Here is a 23,656-nt window from a genome sequence, read left to right as displayed (position 1 = left end):
TTTAAATTTTAGAAAAACAGAATTAAGTAAAGGGCAAAAAAAAACTCCTTAATTTCTTAAGGAGTTTCTTGGTGGGCGATGAGGGGTTCGAACCCCCGACCCCCTCGGTGTAAACGAGGTGCTCTGAACCAGCTGAGCTAATCGCCCTATTTTACTAGGTTGCTATCGTTTGTGATTGCGAGTGCAAATATACGCTAGTTTTTGAGTTCTGCAAAGAAATTCGAATAAAAAATAAAACTTTTTTAAAAATAGTTTATATCTCCTTGTTTATGAATTTGTTATTAAAATGACTTTTTTGAAGTTTTTTCTATATCAAAAGTATATTTTAATTCAAAGGCAGTTCGGCAACCACAAAAGTGCTTCCGCCAACATAAATAAAATCATTTTCCGAGGCATTTTTCTTTGCTTCCGCGAAAGCGATTTCAACAGAATCGTATTTTTCTCCTATTAAACTGAATTTTTCGGCTGCATTCTTTAAAGTTTCGGCAGGCAAAGCTCGTGACGAATTCGGATGACAGAAATAATATTGCGCTTCTTTTGGGAAAAGAGGTAAAATAGAATCCAAGTCTTTATCATTTACAACACCCAAAACAATATGAAGTTTCTCGTATTTTTCGTTTTTCAGCTGATTCATTACAACCGATAATCCGTGTTTGTTGTGAGCCGTGTCGCAGATTATTTTTGGATTTTCTCCCAATTGCTGCCATCTGCCTTGTAAACCAGTATTTTTTACAACATTAAGCAAACCTTCTTTTAATTGTTCGGTCGAAATTTTAAAATCGGTTTCGTTATTCAAAATCGAAATCGTCTGCTGAACCGTTTTTTTATTATGAAACTGGTAATCTCCAATCAAATCAGACAAATAAATCTGGTCAATCAAATCTGAAGCAAAATAAATTGGCGCGTTGTTCGCTTCGGCTTTAGCCAAAAATACAGGTTTAGTTTCATCGGTATATTCTCCAATAACAACAGGGACGTTTGGTTTAATAATTCCAGCTTTTTCGCCTGCAATAGCTTCCAGAGTATTTCCTAAAAACTGAGTATGGTCTAAACCAATATTGGTAATTACCGAAACCAAAGGCGTGATAATATTAGTAGCGTCCAATCTTCCGCCCAAACCAACTTCGATAATCGCAATATCTACCTTTTCGGCAGCAAAATAATCAAACGCCAATCCAACCGACATTTCGAAGAAACTCATATCATTGGCTTCAAAAAAAGATTTGTGTTTTGCGACGAATTCAATCACGAATTCTTCAGAGATTTCTTTTCCGTTTATTTTAATTCTTTCTCTAAAATCTTTCAAGTGCGGAGAAGTATATAATCCGACTTTGTAACCCGCTTCTTGTAAAACAGAAGAAAGCATGTGAGAGGTAGAACCTTTTCCGTTTGTTCCCGCAACATGAATGCATTGCAATCTGTTTTGCGGATTATCAAGATGAGCTGTCAATAATTTGATATTCGTTAAATCCTCTTTATACGCAGAAGCACCTTGCGATTGGTACATTGGAAGCTGATTAAACATCCAATTGGTAGTCTCTTGATAGTTCATTTGTTTAGATAAAATGGTTGTTCATTGAAATAAATTTCGATTTTTGTAGTTTAATATTACAGCGAAAATTATCTTTATTGCAAATTTCAAATATTTTTTAGAATTAATTATTAAAAACCAGAATTAATATATGTTTACTTTTATTCAGTTACAAACAGATACAATCGCAAATGCTTCAAATGTAGTGGTCGAAAAGATCGCAGCACCGCAAAATGAAATTTCAATGTTTGGTTTCATTATGAAAGGGGGAGTGTTCTTAATTCCAATCGCGTTGTTGTTGTTTTATACTATCTACCTGATTTTTGAACGTTATATGTACATTAGCCGCGCGTCTAAAATTGACAGCAGATTAATGCAAGATATTGGCGAAAAATTACATTCTGGAAATATTGAATTGGCAAGAACAATTGTAGAAAGAAACAATACTGCGGCTGGAAATATTTTAAAAGAAGGCGTTCTAGTAATTGGAAGACCAATTGCCGAAATTGAAGCCAACATGGACCGTGCTGCCGATATCGAAATTGGCGAAATGGAAAGACATTTAGGTCATCTTGGACTTATTGCTGGTATTGCGCCAACGTTAGGTTTCATTGGAACGATTTCTGGGGTTATTAAAATTTTCTACAGCATTTCGGTTACCGAAAACATCAGTATCGGAAACATTTCTGGAGGTTTATACGAAAAAATGATCAGTTCAGGATCTGGATTAATTGTGGGTATTATTGCTTATAGCGCTTACCACTTATTGAACGGAAAGATTGATAATTTTGCTTTAAAAATTCAGAAACAGATTTTAGAATTTGTCAATATAATTCAAAGAGCATAAGCCATGTCTATTAAAAGAAAAAGAAGATTTCACGCCGAAGTTGCGACTTCATCTTTGAGCGATATCATGTTTTTCCTGCTGTTGTTTTTCTTAATTATCTCAACACTGGCAAATCCGAACGTGATTAAGATGACATTGCCAAAAGCTAAAGCGAATGAAAAGACCAATAAACAGTTAATTAGTTTATCGGTTACCGAAGATAAAAAGTTCTACATTGACAAACAGGAAGTAGATTTTGAAAATCTAGAAACCAGCTTAATGTCAAAAATAGGAACAGATAAAGAACAAACTGTTGTTGTTCGTATTCCGTTTAACCTGCAAGTTCAAGACTTAGTAGATGTTTTACAGATAGGAGTGAAGAATAATTTGAAGTTTGTAATTGCAACGAGTCCGAAGTAGTCATTGCGAGGAACGAAGCAATCACATTAAGGAATGTGCTACAATCTTGTCATTTCGAAGAAGGAGAAATCTGCACAAGTAACTCCGCAACGAAAATCCAATCTTTGTAGAGCTTCTCGCGAAGATTTCTCCTTCGTCGAAATGACAAACTAGACGAAGTGAGCGAGTCGAAATAAAACTCAATAAAAAAAGGCTTTCAGATTCCTGAAAGCCTTTTTCTATGACGGCAGATTTAGTGTAAATCTGTATAACTCGTGTTTTTTAATCCAAACTGAAATTATAAATAATTTTTCCAACTTGTTTAGCAGGAGCATCACTATCAGATTCCCATTTGGTATTCATTGCCGCAATTCTTGCTTGATCTAGCAAGCATTTTGCAGTATTGGTAGTTCCTTTAATTCCAGCTGTTGCGCTTATCGTTTTTCCGTTCTGATCCACGCTAACTTCAACTACAACCTTGCCTTCTTCATTACAAGTATATTTTGGTGCAGGTTTAGAAAGTGCTTTTCTGTTTCCTAGAGAATACCCAGTTCCTCCACCAGAACCGCCACCAGTTCCTGCTCCGTAACCGCTTCCGGTTCCAATGCCATTTCCAGTTCCGTTACCGCCTCCAGTTCCTCCGCCAGAACCACCAGAACCGTAATATCCGCTAGAGTTTAGACTTCCGTTTGCTTTTCCTTTATTTCCTGCTGCTTTATCGTCTCCGTCACCACCTTTGTTTGAACCTTTCATTATACTAGCTAACGCATCGTTTGTCGAATTAGAAACTTTTGGTTTTTCTGGTACCGGCTTTTGTACAGGTTTCTCAACAGGGACAGGTTTCTTTGGTTTTTCCTTCGTCGGAATCACAACATCATTGTCTGCAGTTGTATTTTCCTGTGTAATTATTGATTCCTCTTCTGGAGTTGCTTTTGCTGGAGCTTGTTTTACATTGTTTTTTACATCTAGAACTTCGCTTTTATAATTGGCGCCAGAACCTAAATCACTGTCTCCAAAATTTATGGTTACGCCACCGCCGCCTCCGCCGCCATCGGCAAGAGCTACATTATTTTCTGGATTGTATGGTGGCCAGAAACGGATAAAAAACAGTAATAGAATTATTACTGCATATATAGCTGTTGTGAATAGCAATGATTTCTTTTGATCTGAAGAAATTGAGGAACTCATTTAAATTCTAAATTTTGAAATGTATTATTTTAAAAACGTTTAAAAGTAGTAAAAATTGTTTAGAATGAAAGAGAGAATTTAACCGCAAAGGGTGCTAAGGTTTTTTAAAAAATTATAACGCAAAGCACGCTAAGATTTACGCAAAGAAACGCAAAGTTTTATTTGTCTTAACTTTGAGTAAATCTCCGATTGAAGTTCGCAAAGCTAGATGTACACAAAGCTTTGCGAACTTAATATTTAGATATTGCTTGCGCTTCAAATTAAAATGCCTTAGCGTACTTTGCGTTAAAAACTGCTAGCTATTTAACCGCAAAGCACGCAAAGGTTTACGCAAGGTTCGCAAAGCGGTTTTTTTTAATCTCGCAAAGGCGCAAGGTCGCAAAGAAACTTAAAAAAGAAAAACTTTGCGACTTCGCGACTTTGCGAGAAATAAACTAGCGTTCCTTGCGCAAAACCCTTGCGTGCTTTGCGGTTTAAAAATCTACACTACAAAAAACGAGCCAAATAGAAATCAGGCTCGTTTATATATTAAAGTGTAGAATATATTACACTAACTGTTTCAATGCAATCTCAAAAGCAGTTGCACTAATATTTGTTTTTGACGAACTCAAAGCGTGAGCTTTAACAATAGCATTTTTAATTGTATCTGAAGTATCATTAAAAATAGCCTCGTCTGTCATTTGAACTTTTTTCTCCATGAAATAAGCAAAAACTCTTGCCATTCCGCAGTTTGAAATAAAGTCAGGAATCAAACTTACTTTGCTGTCTACTTCTTCCATAATAGAACCGAAGAAAATTTCTTTGTCAGCAAAAGGAACATTTGCACCACAAGAAATTACTTCCAATCCGTTTGCAACTAAACTGTCAATTTGAGCTTGCGTTACCAATCTTGAAGCGGCGCAAGGTGTGAAAATCTCAGCACCAATTGTCCAGATTTTAGAATTGATTTCCTCAAACGGAATCATATTGTCGGCAACTAATTTGTTTCCGTCTTTATTTAAAAACAAAGTTCTGATTTCTTCAAAAGAAAAACCTTCTTCTTTAATTAATCCACCATCGCGATCAATAATTCCGATTACTTTTGCGCCCATTTCAGCTAAATAGAAAGCAGCGGCAGAACCTACGTTTCCGAAACCTTGCACAATTGCTTTTTTACCTTTAATATCTCCGCCGTAAGTCGCGTAGAAATGACGAACTGCTTCTGCTACACCATATCCAGTAATCATATCGGCAACAGTATATTTTCTAGTAACGTCTGGTGAGAATTTTGGGTTTTCGATTACCTTAATTACACCTTGACGCAATTGCCCAATTCTATTGATTTTGTCAGCTTCTGTTGGTTTGAAGTGTCCATTGAAAACACCTTCCTGCGGATGCCAAACACCACATTCTTCTGTCATTGGAATAACTTCGTGAATCTCATCAACATTCAAATCTCCTCCAGTTCCGTAGTAGCTTTTTAATAACGGAGAAACGGCTTTGTACCAACGCTGCAAAACACCTTTTTTGCGGGGATCGTTCGGATCAAAATTTATTCCAGATTTAGCTCCTCCAATTGCAGGACCAGAAACTGAGAATTTAACTTCCATAGTTTTAGCCAAAGACAAAACTTCGTTCATGTCCAGACCTTTTCTCATTCTTGTTCCTCCACCCGCAGCTCCTCCACGAAGTGAATTAATAACAGTCCACCCTTCGGCTTCTGTTTCTGAATCTTTCCAATTGAAAACAATTTCAGGTGCTTTGTTTTCAAATTGTTGTAATAAATCTTTCATTTTGTTGTGATATGTTTATTTTGCGTAAATGTATAAAATAGAATAATGCGAATAATGTATTTCGCATCAAATTTATAAAACAAAAAAGAAAAGCCAAAAACTATTCCGTTTTCGGCTTTTCGAATATTTAAAAAATTAAGATTTATTGTCCTAATAAGTGTTTTTTCAAAGTTTCGTCAACTGGTTTGTCAGAAAGCCAGATTCCGAATAATGCTTTTTTAAAATCGAATCCAGGAATTTTTCCTTTCAGAACTTCATTTTTACTTACGTAAACATTTTGATCTAAAGGATTGTATGCTAAAATGAAAACATCTTTTTCAGTAATGGCATCACTTAGATAACTTTTTAACTGCTCAATTCTTGGGCGCAACTGCTCAAGATTTGCTCCCGCAGATTTTTCAAAACCTGTATTCATTGCTTTTGTCAGTTTACTTGAAGAAACCATAGAAGAAGTAATTTCGATTCTAACAGCCATTTCAGTATCACTATCGATAATGAATTGAGGATCCTGAGTTAATTGTGATAAGTACAATGCTTGAACATAAACTTCCAACCACATTTTTGATCTTCCGCCTGCTCCGTTTAATTGTAATGGCTTGCCTTGAAATTCTATTTTTCTAGGAACTGTAACACCATTAACATCAATTTGGGTTTGGGCTGAAACAGTAGAAAATTGCAAACTTAAAAGGACTGTCAGTAAAAGTAAAATCTTTTTCATATTCTATCAAATTTTTATTTTTAAGGCAAAAATAATAGTAATTTATTAATATTTAGGTCATATTGAAAATGTTTTTTTACTAAAATTTTGATGTTTGGACTTTGTATTACATTAACAATCAAATTAGTAAGAGTAGGTTTACGTACTTTTGCTGATTTTAAGAATTGTTTAATTTTTTGGGTGGTAAAAAACCGCATTTTTCAAATTTTAGAACACTTTCGAGCCTAATTTTTCAATCAGAAATTTTATAGAAATTGTTATCAAATTAATGCTCTTTTCAAAAAAAAGTTAAATAATAGCGAAAACGTTATCGTAATCTTTGCTGATCTATTAATTTTATATGCGCGCATTGTAATTTAAACATTTAAAAAGTATCTTTGGAAGCCTTTGTATAAAAAAATAAGGCAACGAAAAATCACAAAAAAACATAAAAAATCATCAACTAAAGAAATCTGTTTGAAATCTGGTTGAGAAAAACATTTAAAGTAAACTACTATGGATTTTAATCTTACCGAAGAACATTTAATGATTCAGCAGGCAGCAAGAGATTTTGCTCAAAATGAATTATTGCCGGGAGTTATTGAACGTGACGAAAAACAAATTTTTCCAACTGAGCAAATCAAGAAAATGGGTGAGCTTGGATTTTTGGGAATGATGGTTGATCCTAAATACGGAGGAAGCGGTCTTGACGCTATTTCTTATGTTATTGCGATGGAGGAAATTTCTAAAGTTGATGCTTCTGCTTCTGTTGTTATGTCAGTAAACAATTCATTAGTTTGCTGGGGATTGCAAGAGTTTGGAACCGAAGAGCAAAAACAAAAATATCTGCCAGGTTTAGCTTCTGGAGAAATTCATGGTGCATTCTGTTTAAGTGAGCCTGAGGCAGGAAGTGATGCAACTTCACAAAAAACGACTGCAATCGATATGGGAGATCATTATTTAGTTAATGGTACAAAAAACTGGATTACAAACGGAAATACAGCATCTGTATATTTAGTAATTGCACAAACTCATCCAGAATTGAAGCATAAAGGAATCAATGCTTTGATTATGACGAAAGATATGCCAGGTTTCTCAGTTGGTCCAAAGGAGCAAAAAATGGGAATTCGCGGTTCTGATACGCACTCTTTAATGTTTTCTGATGTGAAAGTTCCAAAAGAAAACAGAATCGGTGAGGATGGTTTCGGATTTAAATTTGCAATGAAAACTCTTGCTGGAGGAAGAATTGGTATTGCTTCTCAAGCTTTAGGAATTGCTTCTGGTGCTTATGAATTGGCTCTTAAATATTCAAAAGAGCGTAAAGCTTTTGGAACTGAAATCTGCAATCATCAAGCAATTGCTTTCAAATTGGCTGACATGGCTGTTAATATTGAAGCAGCGCGTCATTTATGTATGAAAGCGGCTTGGGATAAAGACAATCATAAAAATTACGATGTGAGTGGCGCAATGGCAAAATTATTTGCTTCGCAAGTTGCAATGGATACTACTGTAGAAGCGGTTCAAATTCACGGAGGTAACGGATACGTAAAAGAATATCATGTAGAGCGTTTAATGCGTGATGCAAAAATTACTCAGATTTACGAAGGAACTTCTGAAATTCAGAAAATCGTAATTTCTAGAGCGGTTATTGCTGGATAAATAATCTTAGATTTTTTTTTATACCCTTTCGGCTTTTAGTTGAAAGGGTTTTTTTATGAATATTCTATTACTTTTCATAAGTTTATACTCCAATAAAATTTATTATCAATCATCAATAAAAACAGAAAACCATGAGAAAGCTTTACTTTTTGCTTCCAGTTATTTTTTTAGCCTGTAAATCGGGAACTTCTACGACAAAGGAAAATGAAGTAAAAACAAATGCAAAACCACTAGAAATTAGCTATAAAGTAAAAGAAAATGAAATCTCAGATTTTTTGAAGTATCTTTCTTCTGATGAATTGGAAGGACGTGAAACTGGAACGAAAGGAATTGAAAAAGCGGCTGTTTTCTTGGAGGATTTTTTAAAGAAAAATAAAATTAAACCGTATTTTAAAACCTATCGTGATACTTTGACCAATTTTGATTCGCCAGCTTTTAATATTGTTGGAGTTATTGAAGGAACTGATCCTCAATTAAAAAAAGAATTTGTGGTGTTAAGTGCACATTATGATCATATTGGTTTGGAGAAAAAAGAGCAAGCCGATAAAATAAATAATGGTGCGAATGATGATGCTTCGGGGGTAACTTCTGTTGCGGCGATGGCAAAATATTTTAGCGAAACAAAATCAAATAAGAGAAGTATTTTAATTGTATTCTTTGCCGGAGAAGAAAAAGGATTATTAGGTTCTAAAAGTTTAGTTGAGAAATTGAAAAAACAAAGCTTCAACCTTTATACACAATTAAATATCGAAATGATTGGTGTGCCAATGAAAAGAGATTATCTAGCTTATATTACTGGTTTTGATAAATCGAATATGGCGCAAAAAATAAATGAATACACAGGAAAAAATACAATCGGATTTTTACCAAAAGAAGCAGAATATCAACTGTTCTATCGTTCTGATAATTATTCGTTCTTTCAAGCTTTTGGAAAACCATGTCAGTCTCTAAGTACTTTTGATTTTGAAAACTTCGATTTCTATCATCATGTTTCAGATGAATTTAAAGTAATGGACATTCCTCATATTACTAGATTCACACAAGAATTATTACCAGCGGTGACAAAAATTGCGGTTTCGCCTACGCAAGAAATAACCATGAATAAATAAGAGGCTGTTTTACAGCATTTGATTATTTTTGCGACATGAAAAATATTATCGTTACAGGAACAAGCAGAGGAATTGGTTATGAGTTAGCCTTGAAATTTGCCGAAGCAGGTCATCAGGTTTTGGCCATTTCCAGAAAAATACCGCAAGCACTTTTAGAACATAAAAACGTAACTTGTCTGTCTGTTGATTTGGCAGATGAAACGGCTTTAGGTCAAGTCGACAATTTTCTTTCCTCAACATGGAAAAGAGTAGATGCTGTGGTTCATAATGCAGGAGCTTTGCTTCTAAAGCCTTTTGCAGAAACTACTCAAGCAGATTTTGAGAATATTTATAAAGTGAATGTTTTTGCAGTAGCAAATTTGACTCGTATCTGTATTCCGTATTTAGAAAAAGGAAGCCATGTTGTTACTATAAGTTCGATTGGCGGAGTTCGCGGAAGTTTGAAGTTTGCCGGATTGGCGGCGTATAGTTCGAGTAAAGGCGCTGTAATTACTTTAAGCGAATTATTAGCAGAAGAATATAAAGAAAAAGGAATTTCATTTAATGTTCTGGCTTTAGGATCTGTTCAGACCGAAATGCTAAACGAAGCTTTTCCTGGATACCAAGCGCCAATTTCAGCAGAAGGAATGGCAACTTATATTTATGATTTTACGCTTAACGGAAATAAATATTTTAACGGAAAAGTATTAGAAGTTTCTTCAACAAACCCTTAAATTAAATTCCAATATTTAAATTCCAAATTCCAATTTAAAAACGTCTAACATCTAACTAATAACATTTAACTTTAAATTGAGCGAAACTTTAGGTAAATATATTCCAGAACATGCGGTAAAACCCGTTTTTGATTTGATAGTGGCCAATCAGGTTCATTTGAAAATCGTAAACGAACGCCAGACCCGTCATGGAGATTATAGACGCGGACCAAGCGGAAAGCACGAAATTACGGTTAATGCAAGTTTGAATAAGTATAGGTTTTTAATCACATTAATTCATGAAATTGCACATTTGGTTGCTTTTGAGAAGTTTGGACGAAATATAAAACCGCACGGAAATGAATGGAAATATACTTTTCAGCGTTTAATGGTTCCGTTTATTCGGCCAGAAATATTTCCTGGGCAGATCTTGCCTTTGCTTGCGAGACATTTTAAGAATCCTTCTGCAAGTAGTGATACGGATACTACTTTGTCTTTAGCTTTAAAGCAATATGATAAAGAAAATGATAAAAATTACGTTTTCGAAATTCCTTATGGAAGTATTTTTAGAATTAAGAATGGCAAAGTCTTTAAAAAAATAGCCGTTAGAACAAAACGTTTTGAGTGTTTAGAAATCAGCTCTGGAAAAACGTACCTTTTTAATCCAAATGCGGAAGTGGAATTGGTAACGCTGAAAAATTTCAATATCTAGATTCCAAATTCAATTACAGGAAAAGTCAATAAAAAAATCCCAAATTCCAATTTAGTTAACGTTGGAATTTGGGATTTATATTTTGAGTATTCTTATTTTTGGAATTTGGGATTTTAAATATTTTGGAATTTAAAAATCTAAAGCCCTTTCAAATAAGCTTCACGTACTTTCTTAAATAAATTTGAAGAATAGACGAATTTTACGATTGCTTCATTATCGGTTCTAAAGATTTCTTCTTTAGTTCCCTGCCAAGCTTTTAATCCTTTCTTTAAGAAAACAATATTTTCACCGATTTCCATTACAGAGTTCATATCGTGTGTGTTGATTACGGTTGTGATATTGTATTCTTTTGTAATTTCCTGAATCAAGTTATCAATCAAAATCGAAGTATTTGGATCTAAACCTGAGTTTGGTTCATCACAAAACAAATATTTCGGATTGTTTACAATAGCACGTGCAATAGCCACACGTTTCTGCATACCTCCGGAAATTTCAGAAGGTAATTTTTTATGTGCGTCAACCAGATTTACTCTTTCTAAAACAAAATCTACACGCTCTTGAATTTGCGCTTTATTATTGTTGGTAAACATTTTTAAAGGGAAAGCTACATTTTCTTCAACAGTCATAGAATCAAATAAAGCACTTCCCTGAAATACCATTCCGATTTCAGTTCTCAGGTCACGTTTTTCGTCTTTGTCTAAATCAGAATAAACTCTTCCGTCAAATTCAATTGTTCCTGAGTCTGGGGTGTGAATTCCTAACAATGTCTTTAACAAAACTGTTTTTCCAGATCCACTTTGTCCGATAATCAAATTGGTTTTTCCAGTTTCAAAGACCGTCGAAACGCCTTTTAAAACCTTGCTGTCGCCAAATGATTTTTCTATATTTTTTACTTCTATCATTATCCTAGTAATAATTGAGTTAATATATAATTTAAAAGGATGATAGTAACAGATGTCCATACAAACGATGTTGTACTTGCCTTACCAACTTCTAATGCGCCACCTTTCATATAATAACCATGAAAAGACGGGATTGTTGCCAATAACATGGCGAAGATTAAAGTCTTGATAAAGGCATATGTAATATGAAATGGTATGAAATCTTTCTGAGCTCCCATAATAAAATCTGCGCCGGTTGAAAATCCTCCGTAAGCACAAGCAAGCCATCCTCCAAAAATTCCTAAAAACATACTAATTCCGATTACAAAAGGGTACATTAATAAAGCGATAATTTTTGGGAAAACAAGATAATTTACTGAGTTAACTCCCATAACTTCTAAAGCATCAATTTGCTCTGTTACACGCATTGTCCCAATACTTGAAGTAATGTAAGATCCCATTTTTCCGGCCATAATTACCGAAATGAAAGTAGGGGCAAACTCCAAAACTACAGATTGACGTGTTGCAAAACCAATTAAATATTTTGGGATTAATGGATTAGTTAAGTTTAAAGCTGTTTGAATGGCAACAACTCCTCCAATGAAAAATGATATAAAGCAGACAATTCCAAGGGAATCAATAATCAAATCATCAATTTCTTTGAAAATTAAATTTTTCATAACCGACCATTTAGTCTGTTTATTGAAAATTTCTTTCAGCATTAAAAAATATTTTCCTATTTGGGATAAATAACGAATTAGCATCATAAGTTTTAAATATTGGCTAAGGTAAAAAGAAGTTATGAGTTATGAGTTATGAGTTCAGTTTTTTCGAGTGTTTTGGTACTCAAATTAACTTTTCTTTCATTTTTTTTAAACGATAATTTCTAATAAATTTAGCTTGTTCGGGAGTTACTAATAAAGGAGCTTTAGCGCTTTTCGCTTTCATAAATCCTTTAATGTAATCTAAAAATAGAAATGGTTTTTTCTTCATCATTGCCAGTTTTGCCGAAGCAATAGCAGTAATCCAAAAACCATAACCTAAAGTGTAAAAAGCTTCGCCTTGTTTGTAACGGGCTGTTTTGTTATAGTTTGCGCCAGTTGGTTTGAGATGTTTTACATGCAAAGACTGGTCAGTAACTATTTTCCAATCGTAATATTTACAAAGTAATTCATCAACTGTGTCCCAGCCCATTGCGGGTTTTAAACCTCCAATTTGCTGAAACGTTTCTTTGCGATACGCTTTCAAAGCACCGCGGATATGATCTTTATCGGTTAGATTTTCCAGAACCCATTCGCCGTTTTTATCAATATAGCAGAATCCGCCAACCATTCCGATTTTTGGATCAGATTCGAAATGTCTGATTATAGTTTCGAAATAGTTTGATGGGAAAATCAAGTCACCATCAATTTTTACAATAATATCGTAATCTGAATCTAAAGTTTCAAAACCTTTCTGAAAAGCCTGAATAACTTTGCTTCCTGGTAAATGAATCGCATCTGAAGTTTTGTTTACGACAGAAATGTATGGGTTTTCCTTTGCAAAATTCAATACAACCTCTTCTGTTTTATCAGTCGAATTATCGTTTACAACCACAATTTTTGCTGGCAAAACAGTTTGAGTAACTAGAGACTGCAATGTCAAGCCAATCAAATCTTGTTCGTTGTGTGCGGGGATGACGATGTAATATCTCATATCAAATTCCAATTTTTAAATTCCAAATTCCAAATCTCTGAGAATAAATCCCAATCTTCTAAAATTCCAAATTCCAATCTTACCTATATGGTTAAAATTGGAATTTGGAATTTTAAATTTGGAATTTATTTAATCTTTTCCGCAACAACAAGGTAATATCTCGGAGTAAAATATCTTAATAATGGTCTGATTCCAAGTTTTTTTACTGGATGTGTAAATTGAAGACGATCAGTTATTTTCCAACCAGTTTTTTCCAAAAGCCAGTCCAATTGCCAATCTTCAAATTCGTGGTAATGTCTGTCCCACATATCTGTTTTAGAACGATATGCTGGCGAAAACCATAAACGTAACGGAATTGAAATTAACAATTTATCACATTTTACATTTTGTAGAATAGTGTATGGATTTAGTAAATGTTCGAAAATTTCAAAAGCTGTAAAAACGGTGTAATCTTCTGTTTGTAAAGCTGTTTGATCGTTGTCTAAATCTTCGCCTTTTGTGTTTTTTACAGTATAGCCGTTTTCTTCCATTATTTTTGAAAACGGATTTGGCACGCCAAAATCAAAAATAGTTTCAGATGTGCTAACATGTTTTTTTAAAAACTCTAAAGTAAGTTTGAATCTTTTATTCGGAAACGTTTTTTCGTACATAGTCATTGCGAACGAACTAATCTCTCGTTCATGAATTGTTAATTAGGTCGCAAATATACTAAAAAAGTAATCAGTGTTTAGTTTTTAGTATTCAGTTGAGGTGCTAAGTTTTAAAATGAATTTCTCGCAAAGACGCGAAGTCGCAAAGTTTTTCTGTTTCAAGCAGATTTGGCAGATTTAAACAGATTTTTTAATCTTTTTAATTCTCTTGATCTGTGGCAAAAAAAACCTTGCGACTTCGCGTCTTTGCGAGATTATTTCGCTTAAGCTTGTAAAGCTTTATTTAATATCGATAAACAAAGGCATTAATATTCATTCCAGCTCCAACTGAAGCAAAAATAAGAACATCACCTTTATTGATTTCATGGCCTTCAACTTTTTTCTGAAGAATTAAATCATATAAAGTTGGTACAGTTGCAACACTACTGTTTCCTAAATCGTGAATGCTCATTGGCATAATATCTTTTGGAGCTGTTTTATCGTATAATTTATAGAAACGTTCGATAATTGCTTCGTCCATTTTTTCGTTTGCCTGATGAATAAGAATTTTTTTCACTTCGTCAATTCCGATACCGCTTTTATCCAAACAGCTTTTCATTGCGCAAGGAACATTGCTTAAAGCAAATTCGTAGATTTTACGTCCATACATTTTAATGTATTTCGTATCTGGATCTAAATCTTTATTGTATGATTTTCCGAAGAAAAGGTAACCAGCTTCATCAGTTGCATAAGTAGCACTTTCGTATGCTAATAATCCAGTTTCGTCTGTTGAAGCTTCTAATATTGAAGCACCTGCACCATCAGAATAAATCATTGAATCACGATCGTGATCATCAACAACTCTTGATAGCGTTTCGGCACCGATAACCATTACTCTTTTTGCCATTCCAGATTTGATGAAAGCATTGGCTTGCAAAACGCCTTCAATCCATCCTGGACATCCAAAAATAATATCATAAGCCACACACTTAGGATTTTTGATGCCTAGTTTGTTTTTCACACGTGTTGCTAAACTCGGTAAAATATCAGACTGAGTAGTTCCTGGTTTTACATCCCCAAAATTATGGGCGATGATAATATAGTCTAAAGTTTCTGCATCAATAGCAGCATTTGCAATTGCTTTTTCAGCAGCAAAAAAAGCTAAATCAGAGGCATTGTATTGTGGCTCAGCATAACGGCGATTTTCAATTCCCGTAATGCCTTTGAATTTTTTAATAACAACTTCGTTCGGATAACCAAAAGGAGTTCCATCCTCATTTAAAAAAACATGTTTATCAAAATCTGTGTTTTTTACTTCTAGATTAGGAATATAGCTCCCAATGCCAATAATTTTTATTTTCATTTTTCCCTTAATTATCCGATAAATTTAGTGCTAATGTATAAATAATATTATGATAACAATCATAAAAAATAGTATGCATGCATATAATTATGAAATAACTATTTTTCGGATGATATATTGTTTTTCTTCTAATGATTTTTTAATATTTCCTAGATTTCAAACGATTGAAGACGATTTTGAAGGTAAAGTTTTTTCAAAGTTTTTTCGATTTTATAAAAATAATTTCACAAAACATTGGCTAAAAGTTATGTTTCTTTAAATCAGATTTCTTCTTTGTTGTTTGGTTTAAAAAAGTTTCAAGTTTCAGGTTTCAAGTTATGCTAGAGCCTGAAACTTGAAACCTGAAACTTGAAACCCGAAATTTGAAACCCGAAACAAAAAAATAAACCCGACAGAGTTTTAAAATCTGTCGGGTTTGAATATTTATAAGAAAACTAAATTTTAGCTTTCCATGTAAGCTTCAATTGGAGCACAGCTACAAACTAAATTTCTGTCACCATAAGCATCGTCTACACGACGAACAGATGGCCAGAATTTATTGTCAGCGATGTAATCTAATGGGTAAGCTGCTTTTTCTCTTGAATAAGGGAAATCCCAAGCATCAGAAGTTAACATAGCCAATGTATGAGGTGCATTTTTTAATACATTATTTGTATCATCAGCTGTCGCAGTTTCAATCTCTTTTCTGATTGAGATAAGAGCATCACAGAAACGATCTAACTCAGCTAAATCTTCAGATTCTGTAGGCTCGATCATTAAAGTTCCAGCAACTGGGAAAGAAACCGTAGGAGCGTGGAAACCGTAATCCATTAAACGTTTAGCGATATCACCAACTTCAATTCCGTTTTCTTTAAATGCACGGCAATCTAAAATCATTTCGTGAGCAGCTCTTCCACATTCTCCTGTATAAAGAATTGGGTAGTGTCCTTCAAAACGTGCTTTCATGTAGTTAGCATTCAAGATTGCATGTTCTGTAGCACTTTTTAATCCGTCAGCACCCATCATAGTGATGTAGCCGTAAGAAATTAAACAAACTAGAGCAGATCCGTAAGGAGCAGATGAAATAGCAGTAATTGCTTGTTCACCACCAACTTTTAAGATTGGGTTTGTTGGCAAGAACGGAACTAATTTTTCGTTCACACAAATTGGTCCAACTCCAGGTCCACCACCTCCATGAGGAATAGCGAATGTTTTGTGTAAGTTTAAGTGACAAACGTCAGCACCAATAGTAGCAGGATTTGTTAATCCAACTTGCGCATTCATGTTTGCGCCATCCATATATACTAATCCGCCATTTTCGTGGATTAATTTAGTGATTTCAATAATTGAAGATTCGTAAACTCCGTGAGTAGAAGGATACGTTACCATTAAACAAGATAAGTCATCTTTGTGTTCAATAGCTTTTGCTCTTAAATCTTCTACGTCAATATTTCCTTCTGGGGTGGTTTTAGTAACAATGATTTTCATTCCAGCCATAGCAGCAGAAGCAGGATTTGTTCCGTGAGCTGAAGAAGGAATCAAACATACATTACGGTGACCTTCGTTTCTTGACATGTGGTAAGCACGAATTGCCATTAATCCAGCGTATTCTCCTTGAGCTCCTGAGTTTGGCTGTAAAGTTGTTCCAGCAAATCCAGTGATTACATTTAATTGTTGCTCTAATTTTTTAAGCATTGTGATGTAACCTTCAGCTTGCTCAACTGGTGCAAACGGGTGAATGCTGTTCCAGTTTGGCATTGAAAGAGGCAACATTTCAGAAGCAGCGTTTAATTTCATCGTACAAGAACCTAATGAAATCATCGAGTGATTCAATGATAAATCTTTACGCTCTAATTTTTTGATGTAACGCATTAACTGGCTTTCTGAATGATGATTGTTGAATACATCATGCGTTAAGAAAGAAGAAGTTCTTTCTAACGAAGCTGGTAATTGGCTAGCTTCACTTAATTCAGAAACTGTTACAGTTTCTTTTCCTAAAGCTTCAGCAAAAATCGCAACGATTTGGTTGATGTCTGCAACAGAAGTTGTTTCGTTTAACGAAATCGAAACTGAATCAGCATCAGGATAGAAGAAGTTTACTTTGTTTTGTTCTGCTACAGCTTTTACTTTTTGAGCATCAGCTTTTACTAAAATCGTATCAAAGTAAGCCGTGTTTGTTTGGTAAACTCCTAATTTATTTAAAGCTTCAGCAGTAGTAACTGCAGATGCGTGAACTTTGTTTGCAATGTATTTTAATCCTTCTGGTCCGTGGTAAACCGCGTACATTCCAGCCATAACTGCTAATAAAACCTGAGCAGTACAAATATTTGAAGTCGCTTTTTCACGTTTAATGTGTTGTTCGCGAGTTCCTAAAGCCATACGTAAAGCACGGTTTCCATTTGTATCAACAGAAACTCCAATGATACGACCTGGCATAGAACGTTTGTACTCATCTTTAGTAGCAAAGTAAGCGGCGTGAGGACCACCGTAACCCATTGGTACACCAAAACGTTGTGTTGTTCCAACAACTACAGCAGCTCCCATTTCTCCTGGAGAAGTTAAAGTTGCAAGTGATAAAATATCAGCAGCAAAGGCAACTTTGATTTCGTTTTCTTTTGCTTTAGCAACAAAAGCACTGTAATCATTTACCTGACCATATTTTCCAGGGTATTGCAAGATAGCACCGAAGAATTCATTTGAAAAATCAAAAGTTTCGTGGTTTCCAATAACTAATTCAATTCCGATTGGAGTTGAACGTGTTTGAAGTACAGATAAAGTTTGTGGTAAAATTTCTTCAGAAACGAAGAATTTATGTGTATTGTTTTTCTTTTGATCTCTCGTACGAACATCAAATAATAAAGCCATCGCTTCTGCAGCAGCAGTTCCTTCATCAAGTAAAGAAGCATTTGCGATTTCCATTCCTGTTAATTCGATAACCGTAGTTTGGAAATTTAAGATAGCTTCTAGACGACCTTGAGCAATTTCTGCCTGATAAGGTGTGTAAGCTGTGTACCATCCTGGGTTTTCAAAAATATTTCTTTGAATTGGAGCAGGAACGATAGTTGGGTGATAACCCAAACCAATGTAAGATTTGAATACTTTATTTTTCTTTCCTAATTCCTGAATGTGATTTGCGAATTCATATTCAGTCATCGCAGGATCTAAATTCAAAGGTGCTTTTAAACGAATGTCGTCTGGAAGGGTTTCATAAATAAGTCGCTCGATAGAGTCAACTCCAATAGTTTTCAGCATATGCTGAAGATCCGTTTCTCTTGGACCAATGTGTCTTAAAGCAAAAGCATCTGTTTTCATGTAGCTATCTAAGTTTTTTTAATTAATGTGTTCGTACACCATTTTATGGTATGAATCACATTTAAAAGTAAATGTGTTGTTTTTTTGTGGCGCAAAATTAAGTATTATTAATAATTTAATAGGTATTTTTAACTTCATTTTTTATCAAATTTATAATCAAAGACTTGGTTTGTTAATAAATGATTAGATTTGAGGTATGATAGTATCAAAACGCATCTTAGATTTTTATCTAAATAGCAGTATTCATGTGGCTTTATCGTGTTACGCTCTTGTGCGAATCACGTTTCATGTATTTCATATTCAGTATGATGAGCCGATGGCTCTTTTTGTTTTTTTTGGCACAATTGTAGGATATAATTTCGTAAAATATGATGCGCTTGTTCGCGTAAAGAAAAATCCGATTGGAACTCAGCTAAAAATTATTGCTGTTTTGAGTTTTATTTCGGTCGTTTTAGTCGGTTATTATTTTTTCCATTTGCAAAGAATCACGCAAATTGTCTCCGTCGGAATTTTTGCCATAACAGCACTTTATACCTTGCCATTTTTCCCAAACCGAAGAAATGCCCGAAACTGGGCAGGCGTAAAAATTTATATTGTTGCACTTTGCTGGGTTGGTGCCACTTTGGTATTGCCTTTAATAAATGCCGAAATTCCGTTTACAACAGATTTCTTTATTAAATGCATTCAGCGATTTATATTGGTTTTTGTGCTGATTCTGGTTTTCGAAATTTTAGATTTAGCCAATGATGATCCACATTTGCAAACCGTTCCGCAGACAATAGGAGTGAAGAAGACTAAACTTTTAGGATTTCTATTACTGGTTCCGTTTTGGTTTTTGGAGATTTTCGTATCAACTTTTAATTATCATGATGCCTTTATTAATCTCATTATGGTCGTCATGCTGATGTTGTTTATCGCTTTTGCGAACCCAAATCGTTCCAAATATTATACTTCTTTTTGGGTAGAAAGTGTTCCAATTTTTTGGTGGCTGATGGTGGTTTTTCTTTAGGGTAAATTGAGTCCAAGTATGAAAATGATTTGGGCGTGCCCCTCCGGGTCGGGCTATCCGTTACAAGTCCTCGCTCTTCCTTCGTCAGGCTGTGGGCTTTCCACTTCTATCCCTCACGCAAAACGTAAAAGGAGAAAATTCATTTTTCAAAAGAAATTTTATTAATTATAATTTTCTGATACTTCTTTCAAAACTTTATTTCTTTCCAAAAGGAAATTAGTAAGATGCTTTTCCAAAAATAAAATATCAAAAAGTTGTCCGAATATTCCAAAAGACGTTTCATATTGTAATTTGTCTTTCATAATCGTAATTCCATTTTCTTCTTCAAAAAAATGTTTGTGTTTGAAGGATTTGAATTTGCCTGTTTCCATTTCATCCACAAAATAATCATAAAGATTCATTGCAGTAATTCGGCTTTTGTGAGTGAGATAAAATCCAAAATGCTTACCTCGCCAAGTTGCGGTTTCTCCCAAATTTATTAAGCCTGACATAACACCATCAATTGCTTTTTCTTTTGTTGGGCTCGCAGATTGTTGATGAATATCAATATTTCTGGATGCGTCGAAAACGATCTGTTTTGGTGCTTTTATTTTGGTTGTGAGGTTTATTGTTGTCATTATATTTAAGTTCATTTTAGCGCAATTTTGTCATTTCGACGAAGGAGAAATCTCCACAAGCAGCTCCGCACAGAATGTCGCCAATCTTTGTAGAGTTACTTGTGGAGATTTCTCCTTCGTCGAAATGACAAATAAGACGCTTAAATGAGATCTTTAAAAGCTTTATCAATATTCCCAAACTTAAATCGAAACCCATTTTCCAAAAGTTGTTTCGGGATCACATTTCTACTTTTCAAAACCAATTCGGTTTCAGTTCGAATCAAAAAAGAACCAATTTCAAGAAAGAATTTGTTAAGCGGAATTCCAAAAGGAAAACCAATAGATTTTCTCAGTCTTTCCATAAAATCATTATTTCGAATTGGCGTTGGAGAAACTACATTGATAACGCCAGTAATTTCTTTTTCAATAATAAAATCAACTGCACTTGCAAAATCCTCTTCATGAATCCAACTTACAAACTGATTGCCGCTTCCTTGTTTTCCTCCGAAACCCATTTTTGCCAAAGTCTTTAACGGAATAAATGCACCGCCATTTTTCCCTAAAACAATAGAAGTCCGCAAAGCCGTTTTTAGAGTATTTGGAGTTTCAGTTTTAAAAAATGCTTTTTCCCAAGAAAGTGCCACGTTTATAGAAAAGTCATTTCCGATTTCGCCATCAACTTCATCCATTTGTTTGTCAAGTGAAAAACGATAAATAGTTGCCGTTGATGAATTCAACCAATGTTTAGGTGGATTTTTACAATTCAAAACGGCTTTATTCAAGATTTTTGTGCTTTCAATTCTCGACCAAAGAATTTCTTTTTTATTAGCTTTCGTATATCGGCAATCAACAGATTTTCCTGCAAAATTTATTAGAATAGAAGCATTTTCTAATTCCTTTTCCCAGCCAGTAAAAGTTCTGGCATTCCAATTTATATATTTAATTCCGTCAATTGTTTGAGATTTTCCTCGAGTCAGAATTACAATTTCTTCAAATTTATTTTTGAAATGATTCACTAAAACTTGTCCAAGAAAACCAGTTCCGGCTGCGATTATAAGTTTTTTCATTTGTTTTTAAGTATTAAACCCGACAGGTTTTAAAAACCTGTTGGGTTTCGTTAAAAATTAAGCTTTAAAAACTAATCTCTCTTCTCGCTGAGCTTCTTTAGCTTTTCTTTTTCCTCTAAAAAAGAAATATAAATTGAAGAATAGCATGATACCAAGATAAATAGAAAATCCGCCAATTTTGTAGCTCAATCTTTCAATTAATTCCTGATAACTGTCATTGCTTAATTGCAGTTCCAAAATCATTAATGCAAAACCAATATTTAAAAGATAGAATCCGGTTTCAAAAAGTTTGTTGGTTGCTTCAGCGATTTCTTCGCGTCCTTTAAAAATGTCAAGCATAAATATTTTTCCATTTTTGAAAAGTGTTTTAGAAACATAGTAAGTTAGAAATAAAGCAACTGGTAAATAAATTCCGTAACCGATTAAGATTTTTGTAGTTTCCATGATATTTAAATTTTAGTTGTTGTGAATTAATTTTTGAACGTATTTGGTTATAATTAAAATGTTGAGGTAATGCAGAATTGAAATAATAAAAACGATGACAGCTGTTTTTATACAAATTGTTTCGATCAATTGAGTCGATGAAACGATTTTTTGCCAGGAAATTAAAGTCATCGCACAATAGCCAATGTTTAAAAGATAATAGGCCAAAAGCAAAACCTGATTAATTTTTTGGCAGAGATCGGTGTGGTTTGGAATTAGTTCTAAAACAAAAATGTTTCCGTTTCTGTAGCAGATTTTTCCAACTTTTAGGATAATGAAAATGGTTATGCTGAGGTAAACAAAATACCCAATGATATTAAAATTCATGATTTCCCAATTTATGAGGTTAATACATCTCTTTCAGAACAGGAAGCATTTGCAATTTTCTTTTGTTCTTCACTGTAATTTTTGAGCCTTGAGCTAAGAGAACGGAAGTTGGTTTTTGAGTTTGAAGAAATCCAAAATCATTTCCATAATTTTTTTCGAAATCAATATCAATTGTATGATTTAAAACTTCCAATTGTTTCCATCTTGGATGTGTTACTTCATATTCAAAAGTGGTTTCTTTATCGATTTTTGTATATCCGAAATAATGTTCTGTAATGAATTCGGCTTCAGAATCGATTTCGATTTTACTTAAATCTTTTTTGGTTTCAATTTCGATTGTATTCCATTCTTTGTCATTTTTCCATTGATAGATAAAAGTATTCGTGTTGTGATTTTCTATTATTTCATGTCTCATTTTCTGAGTTTCATAATGTTCTTGATACAAAGTATTGGCAATAAAAGTGATGGCTTTTTTAGGGACAATTTCTTTAATGAAAACTACACCACGTTTCCATTCACTGTTTTCAAAACGTTTTACATAAAATCTCAGATTCACTTCTTCAAAATCGATATGAAACGGAACTTTCAATCCTAAAACTCTGGTATTTTTAAACATAAATCCAACTAGACTGACATAACATTTGTTATCCCAAATGTCGATCTCAGTTCCTGCAGGAAGATATTTTTCTAAGATTTCAGCATCAATTTCATAATTGACAAGTGCTAAGTTTTTCCATTCTGCTTTTAAGAAGTTCATGATGATTATTTTTTATAGACTATGATAGATAGATAAATTGCCAGTATAATAGGCATTGGAAACAGAGTAAATGTTAAGGTATTATTATAGCCAATTAGGTTATTAATAAACCAAAGTCCAAAGAAGAATGCAACCCCAGTCATATAAATTTGTAAACTTTGATCTTTGGGATTTTCAACTAGCATTTTTACACCTATAGAAAATTGTAGAAAACCTGTAAGCATCGTTGATAATAATGCTAACATTACAGCGCCTTCTCCGAATATTATGGCAGTTAGGAAAATTGTAAATGGAAGAGCTATTGCAAACGTGTTGATCTTTTTTATAATTTTCATGACTATTAATTGTTTTTAAACTTTCAGAAAAAAATGAAAGTTTTGATTAAATTTTTTTATTTCATCATTTTTATAACCAATTTTCCTAACCAATTTTCGTTGAATTCAGTCATTTTGTCCAGCATATTATCAGCTTTTAAAACGAAATCATACAATTTAGTTGTCTGATCCACAAAGTGTTTTTCTTCTGCAGAATCTTTAGCTTCGATTGTCGAAACTTCTTTTAAGATTTTCAGCGTTGGTTTAATTTCTCTTTTACTTCTTTCTCTGGAAATTTTAACTGCTAATTCGTCTAAATCTTTTTCAGCTGTGAAAAACTCTTTTCTTTCTCCAGCTTTAAATTCTTTATAAACAATTCCCCAATCCATTAATGCTCGTAAGTTCATGCTGGCATTTCCGCGAGAAATTTGCAGTTCTTCCATAATGTCTTCCATAGAAACAGCTTCGTTTGAGACCATTAATAAAGCATGGATTTGTGCCATCGTTTTATTAATTCCCCACTGAGAACCTAATGCTCCCCAGGTTTGTACAAACTTATTTTTTGCTTCTTTGAATTCCATGGATCAAATGTAAGTAAAAGTTTTTAAACTTTCAAAAATAATTGAAACATATTTAACAAATTATAAAGTTGTGTTAAT

Annotated in this window: 24 protein-coding genes and 1 tRNA gene; 7 read left to right on the top strand and 18 right to left on the bottom strand. The window is 33.9% G+C overall.

Annotated elements, in window-relative coordinates; genetic code table 11:
• Positions 1-69: 69 nt before the first annotated feature.
• Positions 70-147: transfer RNA gene (locus PQ463_RS15415), tRNA-Val, on the bottom strand.
• Positions 148-325: 178 nt separating this feature from the next.
• The gene (locus PQ463_RS15410; protein ID WP_274254440.1) at positions 326-1,552 is read right to left on the bottom strand and encodes a bifunctional folylpolyglutamate synthase/dihydrofolate synthase; all 1,227 of its coding nucleotides are present in this window, start codon (positions 1,550-1,552) and stop codon (positions 326-328) included.
• A 130-nt stretch (positions 1,553-1,682) separates the two neighbouring features.
• On the opposite strand from PQ463_RS15410, the gene PQ463_RS15405 reads away from it, so the two are divergent.
• The gene (locus PQ463_RS15405) at positions 1,683-2,378 is read left to right on the top strand and encodes a MotA/TolQ/ExbB proton channel family protein (protein WP_008464191.1); all 696 of its coding nucleotides are present in this window, start codon (positions 1,683-1,685) and stop codon (positions 2,376-2,378) included.
• Between the two features lie 3 nt (positions 2,379-2,381).
• On the top strand, positions 2,382-2,777 hold the full coding sequence (locus tag PQ463_RS15400; protein ID WP_008464192.1) for an ExbD/TolR family protein: 396 nt from the start codon (positions 2,382-2,384) through the stop codon (positions 2,775-2,777).
• Between the two features lie 261 nt (positions 2,778-3,038).
• Here the strand turns inward: PQ463_RS15400 and PQ463_RS15395 are convergent, their stop codons facing one another.
• The 3 genes from PQ463_RS15395 to PQ463_RS15385 form a co-directional block, all read right to left on the bottom strand.
• Positions 3,039-3,944: an energy transducer TonB gene (locus PQ463_RS15395; protein WP_274254439.1), complete on the bottom strand. Its 906-nt coding sequence runs from the start codon at positions 3,942-3,944 to the stop codon at positions 3,039-3,041.
• Between the two features lie 545 nt (positions 3,945-4,489).
• Positions 4,490-5,716: a Glu/Leu/Phe/Val dehydrogenase dimerization domain-containing protein gene (locus tag PQ463_RS15390; RefSeq protein WP_111379674.1), complete on the bottom strand. Its 1,227-nt coding sequence runs from the start codon at positions 5,714-5,716 to the stop codon at positions 4,490-4,492.
• Positions 5,717-5,858: 142 nt separating this feature from the next.
• Positions 5,859-6,434: a chalcone isomerase family protein gene (locus PQ463_RS15385; protein ID WP_274254438.1), complete on the bottom strand. Its 576-nt coding sequence runs from the start codon at positions 6,432-6,434 to the stop codon at positions 5,859-5,861.
• Between the two features lie 495 nt (positions 6,435-6,929).
• On the opposite strand from PQ463_RS15385, the gene PQ463_RS15380 reads away from it, so the two are divergent.
• From PQ463_RS15380 to PQ463_RS15365, 4 genes are all read left to right on the top strand, one after another.
• Entirely contained in the window at positions 6,930-8,072 is a 1,143-nt protein-coding gene (locus tag PQ463_RS15380) for an acyl-CoA dehydrogenase (protein ID WP_274254437.1), read from the top strand.
• A 131-nt stretch (positions 8,073-8,203) separates the two neighbouring features.
• Positions 8,204-9,181 carry a M28 family peptidase gene (locus tag PQ463_RS15375; protein WP_274254436.1) on the top strand — a complete coding sequence of 326 codons (978 nt, stop codon included), beginning with the start codon at positions 8,204-8,206 and terminating at the stop codon, positions 9,179-9,181.
• 35 nt (positions 9,182-9,216) lie between these two features.
• Positions 9,217-9,894 (top strand): SDR family NAD(P)-dependent oxidoreductase, encoded by a 678-nt coding sequence (locus tag PQ463_RS15370; protein WP_274254435.1) that lies wholly within the window; start codon positions 9,217-9,219, stop codon positions 9,892-9,894.
• Positions 9,895-9,970: 76 nt separating this feature from the next.
• The gene (locus PQ463_RS15365; protein WP_274254434.1) at positions 9,971-10,585 is read left to right on the top strand and encodes a SprT-like domain-containing protein; all 615 of its coding nucleotides are present in this window, start codon (positions 9,971-9,973) and stop codon (positions 10,583-10,585) included.
• 137 nt (positions 10,586-10,722) lie between these two features.
• On the opposite strand, the gene PQ463_RS15360 is transcribed toward PQ463_RS15365, so the two are convergent.
• The 6 genes from PQ463_RS15360 to gcvP all read right to left on the bottom strand — a co-directional run bounded on the left by PQ463_RS15360 (position 10,723) and on the right by gcvP (position 18,444).
• The gene (locus PQ463_RS15360) at positions 10,723-11,487 is read right to left on the bottom strand and encodes an ABC transporter ATP-binding protein (protein WP_274254433.1); all 765 of its coding nucleotides are present in this window, start codon (positions 11,485-11,487) and stop codon (positions 10,723-10,725) included.
• Positions 11,487-12,233 carry an MlaE family ABC transporter permease gene (locus PQ463_RS15355; protein ID WP_008464210.1) on the bottom strand — a complete coding sequence of 249 codons (747 nt, stop codon included), beginning with the start codon at positions 12,231-12,233 and terminating at the stop codon, positions 11,487-11,489. Before PQ463_RS15355 ends, PQ463_RS15360 begins: the two co-directional genes overlap by 1 nt.
• Before the next feature lie 79 nt (positions 12,234-12,312).
• Complete coding sequence (locus PQ463_RS15350; protein WP_274254432.1) at positions 12,313-13,161, bottom strand: glycosyltransferase family 2 protein; 849 nt, start codon at positions 13,159-13,161, stop codon at positions 12,313-12,315.
• 125 nt (positions 13,162-13,286) lie between these two features.
• Positions 13,287-13,811 carry a methyltransferase gene (locus tag PQ463_RS15345; RefSeq protein WP_274257963.1) on the bottom strand — a complete coding sequence of 175 codons (525 nt, stop codon included), beginning with the start codon at positions 13,809-13,811 and terminating at the stop codon, positions 13,287-13,289.
• Between the two features lie 283 nt (positions 13,812-14,094).
• A complete protein-coding gene (locus tag PQ463_RS15340; RefSeq protein WP_274254431.1) occupies positions 14,095-15,153 on the bottom strand; it encodes a 3-oxoacyl-ACP synthase III family protein in 1,059 nt (352 codons plus the stop codon).
• Between the two features lie 441 nt (positions 15,154-15,594).
• The gene (gene gcvP / locus PQ463_RS15335) at positions 15,595-18,444 is read right to left on the bottom strand and encodes an aminomethyl-transferring glycine dehydrogenase (RefSeq protein ID WP_274254430.1); all 2,850 of its coding nucleotides are present in this window, start codon (positions 18,442-18,444) and stop codon (positions 15,595-15,597) included.
• A 196-nt stretch (positions 18,445-18,640) separates the two neighbouring features.
• Between gcvP and PQ463_RS15330 the strand changes: the two genes are divergently transcribed.
• Complete coding sequence (locus PQ463_RS15330; RefSeq protein ID WP_274254429.1) at positions 18,641-19,453, top strand: UbiA prenyltransferase family protein; 813 nt, start codon at positions 18,641-18,643, stop codon at positions 19,451-19,453.
• A gap of 161 nt (positions 19,454-19,614) precedes the next feature.
• Here PQ463_RS15330 and PQ463_RS15325 read toward each other — a convergent pair whose 3' ends face one another.
• From PQ463_RS15325 to PQ463_RS15295, 7 genes are all read right to left on the bottom strand, one after another.
• Entirely contained in the window at positions 19,615-20,085 is a 471-nt protein-coding gene (locus tag PQ463_RS15325; RefSeq protein WP_274254428.1) for an SRPBCC family protein, read from the bottom strand.
• A 125-nt stretch (positions 20,086-20,210) separates the two neighbouring features.
• On the bottom strand, positions 20,211-21,116 hold the full coding sequence (locus tag PQ463_RS15320; protein WP_274254427.1) for a TIGR01777 family oxidoreductase: 906 nt from the start codon (positions 21,114-21,116) through the stop codon (positions 20,211-20,213).
• 57 nt (positions 21,117-21,173) lie between these two features.
• Positions 21,174-21,560 (bottom strand): hypothetical protein, encoded by a 387-nt coding sequence (locus tag PQ463_RS15315; protein WP_111424348.1) that lies wholly within the window; start codon positions 21,558-21,560, stop codon positions 21,174-21,176.
• Between the two features lie 12 nt (positions 21,561-21,572).
• On the bottom strand, positions 21,573-21,926 hold the full coding sequence (locus PQ463_RS15310; RefSeq protein WP_274254426.1) for a hypothetical protein: 354 nt from the start codon (positions 21,924-21,926) through the stop codon (positions 21,573-21,575).
• Between the two features lie 19 nt (positions 21,927-21,945).
• Positions 21,946-22,683 carry a YqjF family protein gene (locus tag PQ463_RS15305; protein ID WP_274254425.1) on the bottom strand — a complete coding sequence of 246 codons (738 nt, stop codon included), beginning with the start codon at positions 22,681-22,683 and terminating at the stop codon, positions 21,946-21,948.
• 5 nt (positions 22,684-22,688) lie between these two features.
• Positions 22,689-23,018 carry a hypothetical protein gene (locus PQ463_RS15300; protein WP_274254424.1) on the bottom strand — a complete coding sequence of 110 codons (330 nt, stop codon included), beginning with the start codon at positions 23,016-23,018 and terminating at the stop codon, positions 22,689-22,691.
• 56 nt (positions 23,019-23,074) lie between these two features.
• The gene (locus tag PQ463_RS15295) at positions 23,075-23,578 is read right to left on the bottom strand and encodes a GbsR/MarR family transcriptional regulator (RefSeq protein WP_274254423.1); all 504 of its coding nucleotides are present in this window, start codon (positions 23,576-23,578) and stop codon (positions 23,075-23,077) included.
• Positions 23,579-23,656 lie beyond the last annotated feature (78 nt).

This window comes from Flavobacterium sp. KACC 22763, assembly GCF_028736155.1.
In the GTDB taxonomy this organism is placed as follows: Bacteria; Bacteroidota; Bacteroidia; order Flavobacteriales; family Flavobacteriaceae; genus Flavobacterium.
Note: the sequence above shows the minus strand (reverse complement) of the source record. Positions and strands in the feature narration are given on the sequence as shown.

Coding starts and splice junctions, on each gene's coding strand:
- PQ463_RS15410 (WP_274254440.1), bottom strand. CDS start 1,552: ATGAACTATCAAGAGACTACCAATTGGATGTTTAATCAGCTTCCAATG.
- PQ463_RS15355 (WP_008464210.1), bottom strand. CDS start 12,233: ATGATGCTAATTCGTTATTTATCCCAAATAGGAAAATATTTTTTAATG.
- PQ463_RS15325 (WP_274254428.1), bottom strand. CDS start 20,085: ATGAACTTAAATATAATGACAACAATAAACCTCACAACCAAAATAAAA.
- PQ463_RS15340 (WP_274254431.1), bottom strand. CDS start 15,153: ATGAAAATAAAAATTATTGGCATTGGGAGCTATATTCCTAATCTAGAA.
- PQ463_RS15310 (WP_274254426.1), bottom strand. CDS start 21,926: ATGAATTTTAATATCATTGGGTATTTTGTTTACCTCAGCATAACCATT.
- PQ463_RS15330 (WP_274254429.1), top strand. CDS start 18,641: ATGATAGTATCAAAACGCATCTTAGATTTTTATCTAAATAGCAGTATT.
- PQ463_RS15300 (WP_274254424.1), bottom strand. CDS start 23,018: ATGAAAATTATAAAAAAGATCAACACGTTTGCAATAGCTCTTCCATTT.
- PQ463_RS15360 (WP_274254433.1), bottom strand. CDS start 11,487: ATGATAGAAGTAAAAAATATAGAAAAATCATTTGGCGACAGCAAGGTT.
- PQ463_RS15315 (WP_111424348.1), bottom strand. CDS start 21,560: ATGGAAACTACAAAAATCTTAATCGGTTACGGAATTTATTTACCAGTT.
- PQ463_RS15320 (WP_274254427.1), bottom strand. CDS start 21,116: ATGAAAAAACTTATAATCGCAGCCGGAACTGGTTTTCTTGGACAAGTT.
- gcvP (WP_274254430.1), bottom strand. CDS start 18,444: ATGAAAACAGATGCTTTTGCTTTAAGACACATTGGTCCAAGAGAAACG.
- PQ463_RS15385 (WP_274254438.1), bottom strand. CDS start 6,434: ATGAAAAAGATTTTACTTTTACTGACAGTCCTTTTAAGTTTGCAATTT.
- PQ463_RS15295 (WP_274254423.1), bottom strand. CDS start 23,578: ATGGAATTCAAAGAAGCAAAAAATAAGTTTGTACAAACCTGGGGAGCA.
- PQ463_RS15395 (WP_274254439.1), bottom strand. CDS start 3,944: ATGAGTTCCTCAATTTCTTCAGATCAAAAGAAATCATTGCTATTCACA.
- PQ463_RS15400 (WP_008464192.1), top strand. CDS start 2,382: ATGTCTATTAAAAGAAAAAGAAGATTTCACGCCGAAGTTGCGACTTCA.
- PQ463_RS15350 (WP_274254432.1), bottom strand. CDS start 13,161: ATGAGATATTACATCGTCATCCCCGCACACAACGAACAAGATTTGATT.
- PQ463_RS15380 (WP_274254437.1), top strand. CDS start 6,930: ATGGATTTTAATCTTACCGAAGAACATTTAATGATTCAGCAGGCAGCA.
- PQ463_RS15405 (WP_008464191.1), top strand. CDS start 1,683: ATGTTTACTTTTATTCAGTTACAAACAGATACAATCGCAAATGCTTCA.
- PQ463_RS15345 (WP_274257963.1), bottom strand. CDS start 13,811: ATGTACGAAAAAACGTTTCCGAATAAAAGATTCAAACTTACTTTAGAG.
- PQ463_RS15375 (WP_274254436.1), top strand. CDS start 8,204: ATGAGAAAGCTTTACTTTTTGCTTCCAGTTATTTTTTTAGCCTGTAAA.
- PQ463_RS15370 (WP_274254435.1), top strand. CDS start 9,217: ATGAAAAATATTATCGTTACAGGAACAAGCAGAGGAATTGGTTATGAG.
- PQ463_RS15305 (WP_274254425.1), bottom strand. CDS start 22,683: ATGAACTTCTTAAAAGCAGAATGGAAAAACTTAGCACTTGTCAATTAT.
- PQ463_RS15390 (WP_111379674.1), bottom strand. CDS start 5,716: ATGAAAGATTTATTACAACAATTTGAAAACAAAGCACCTGAAATTGTT.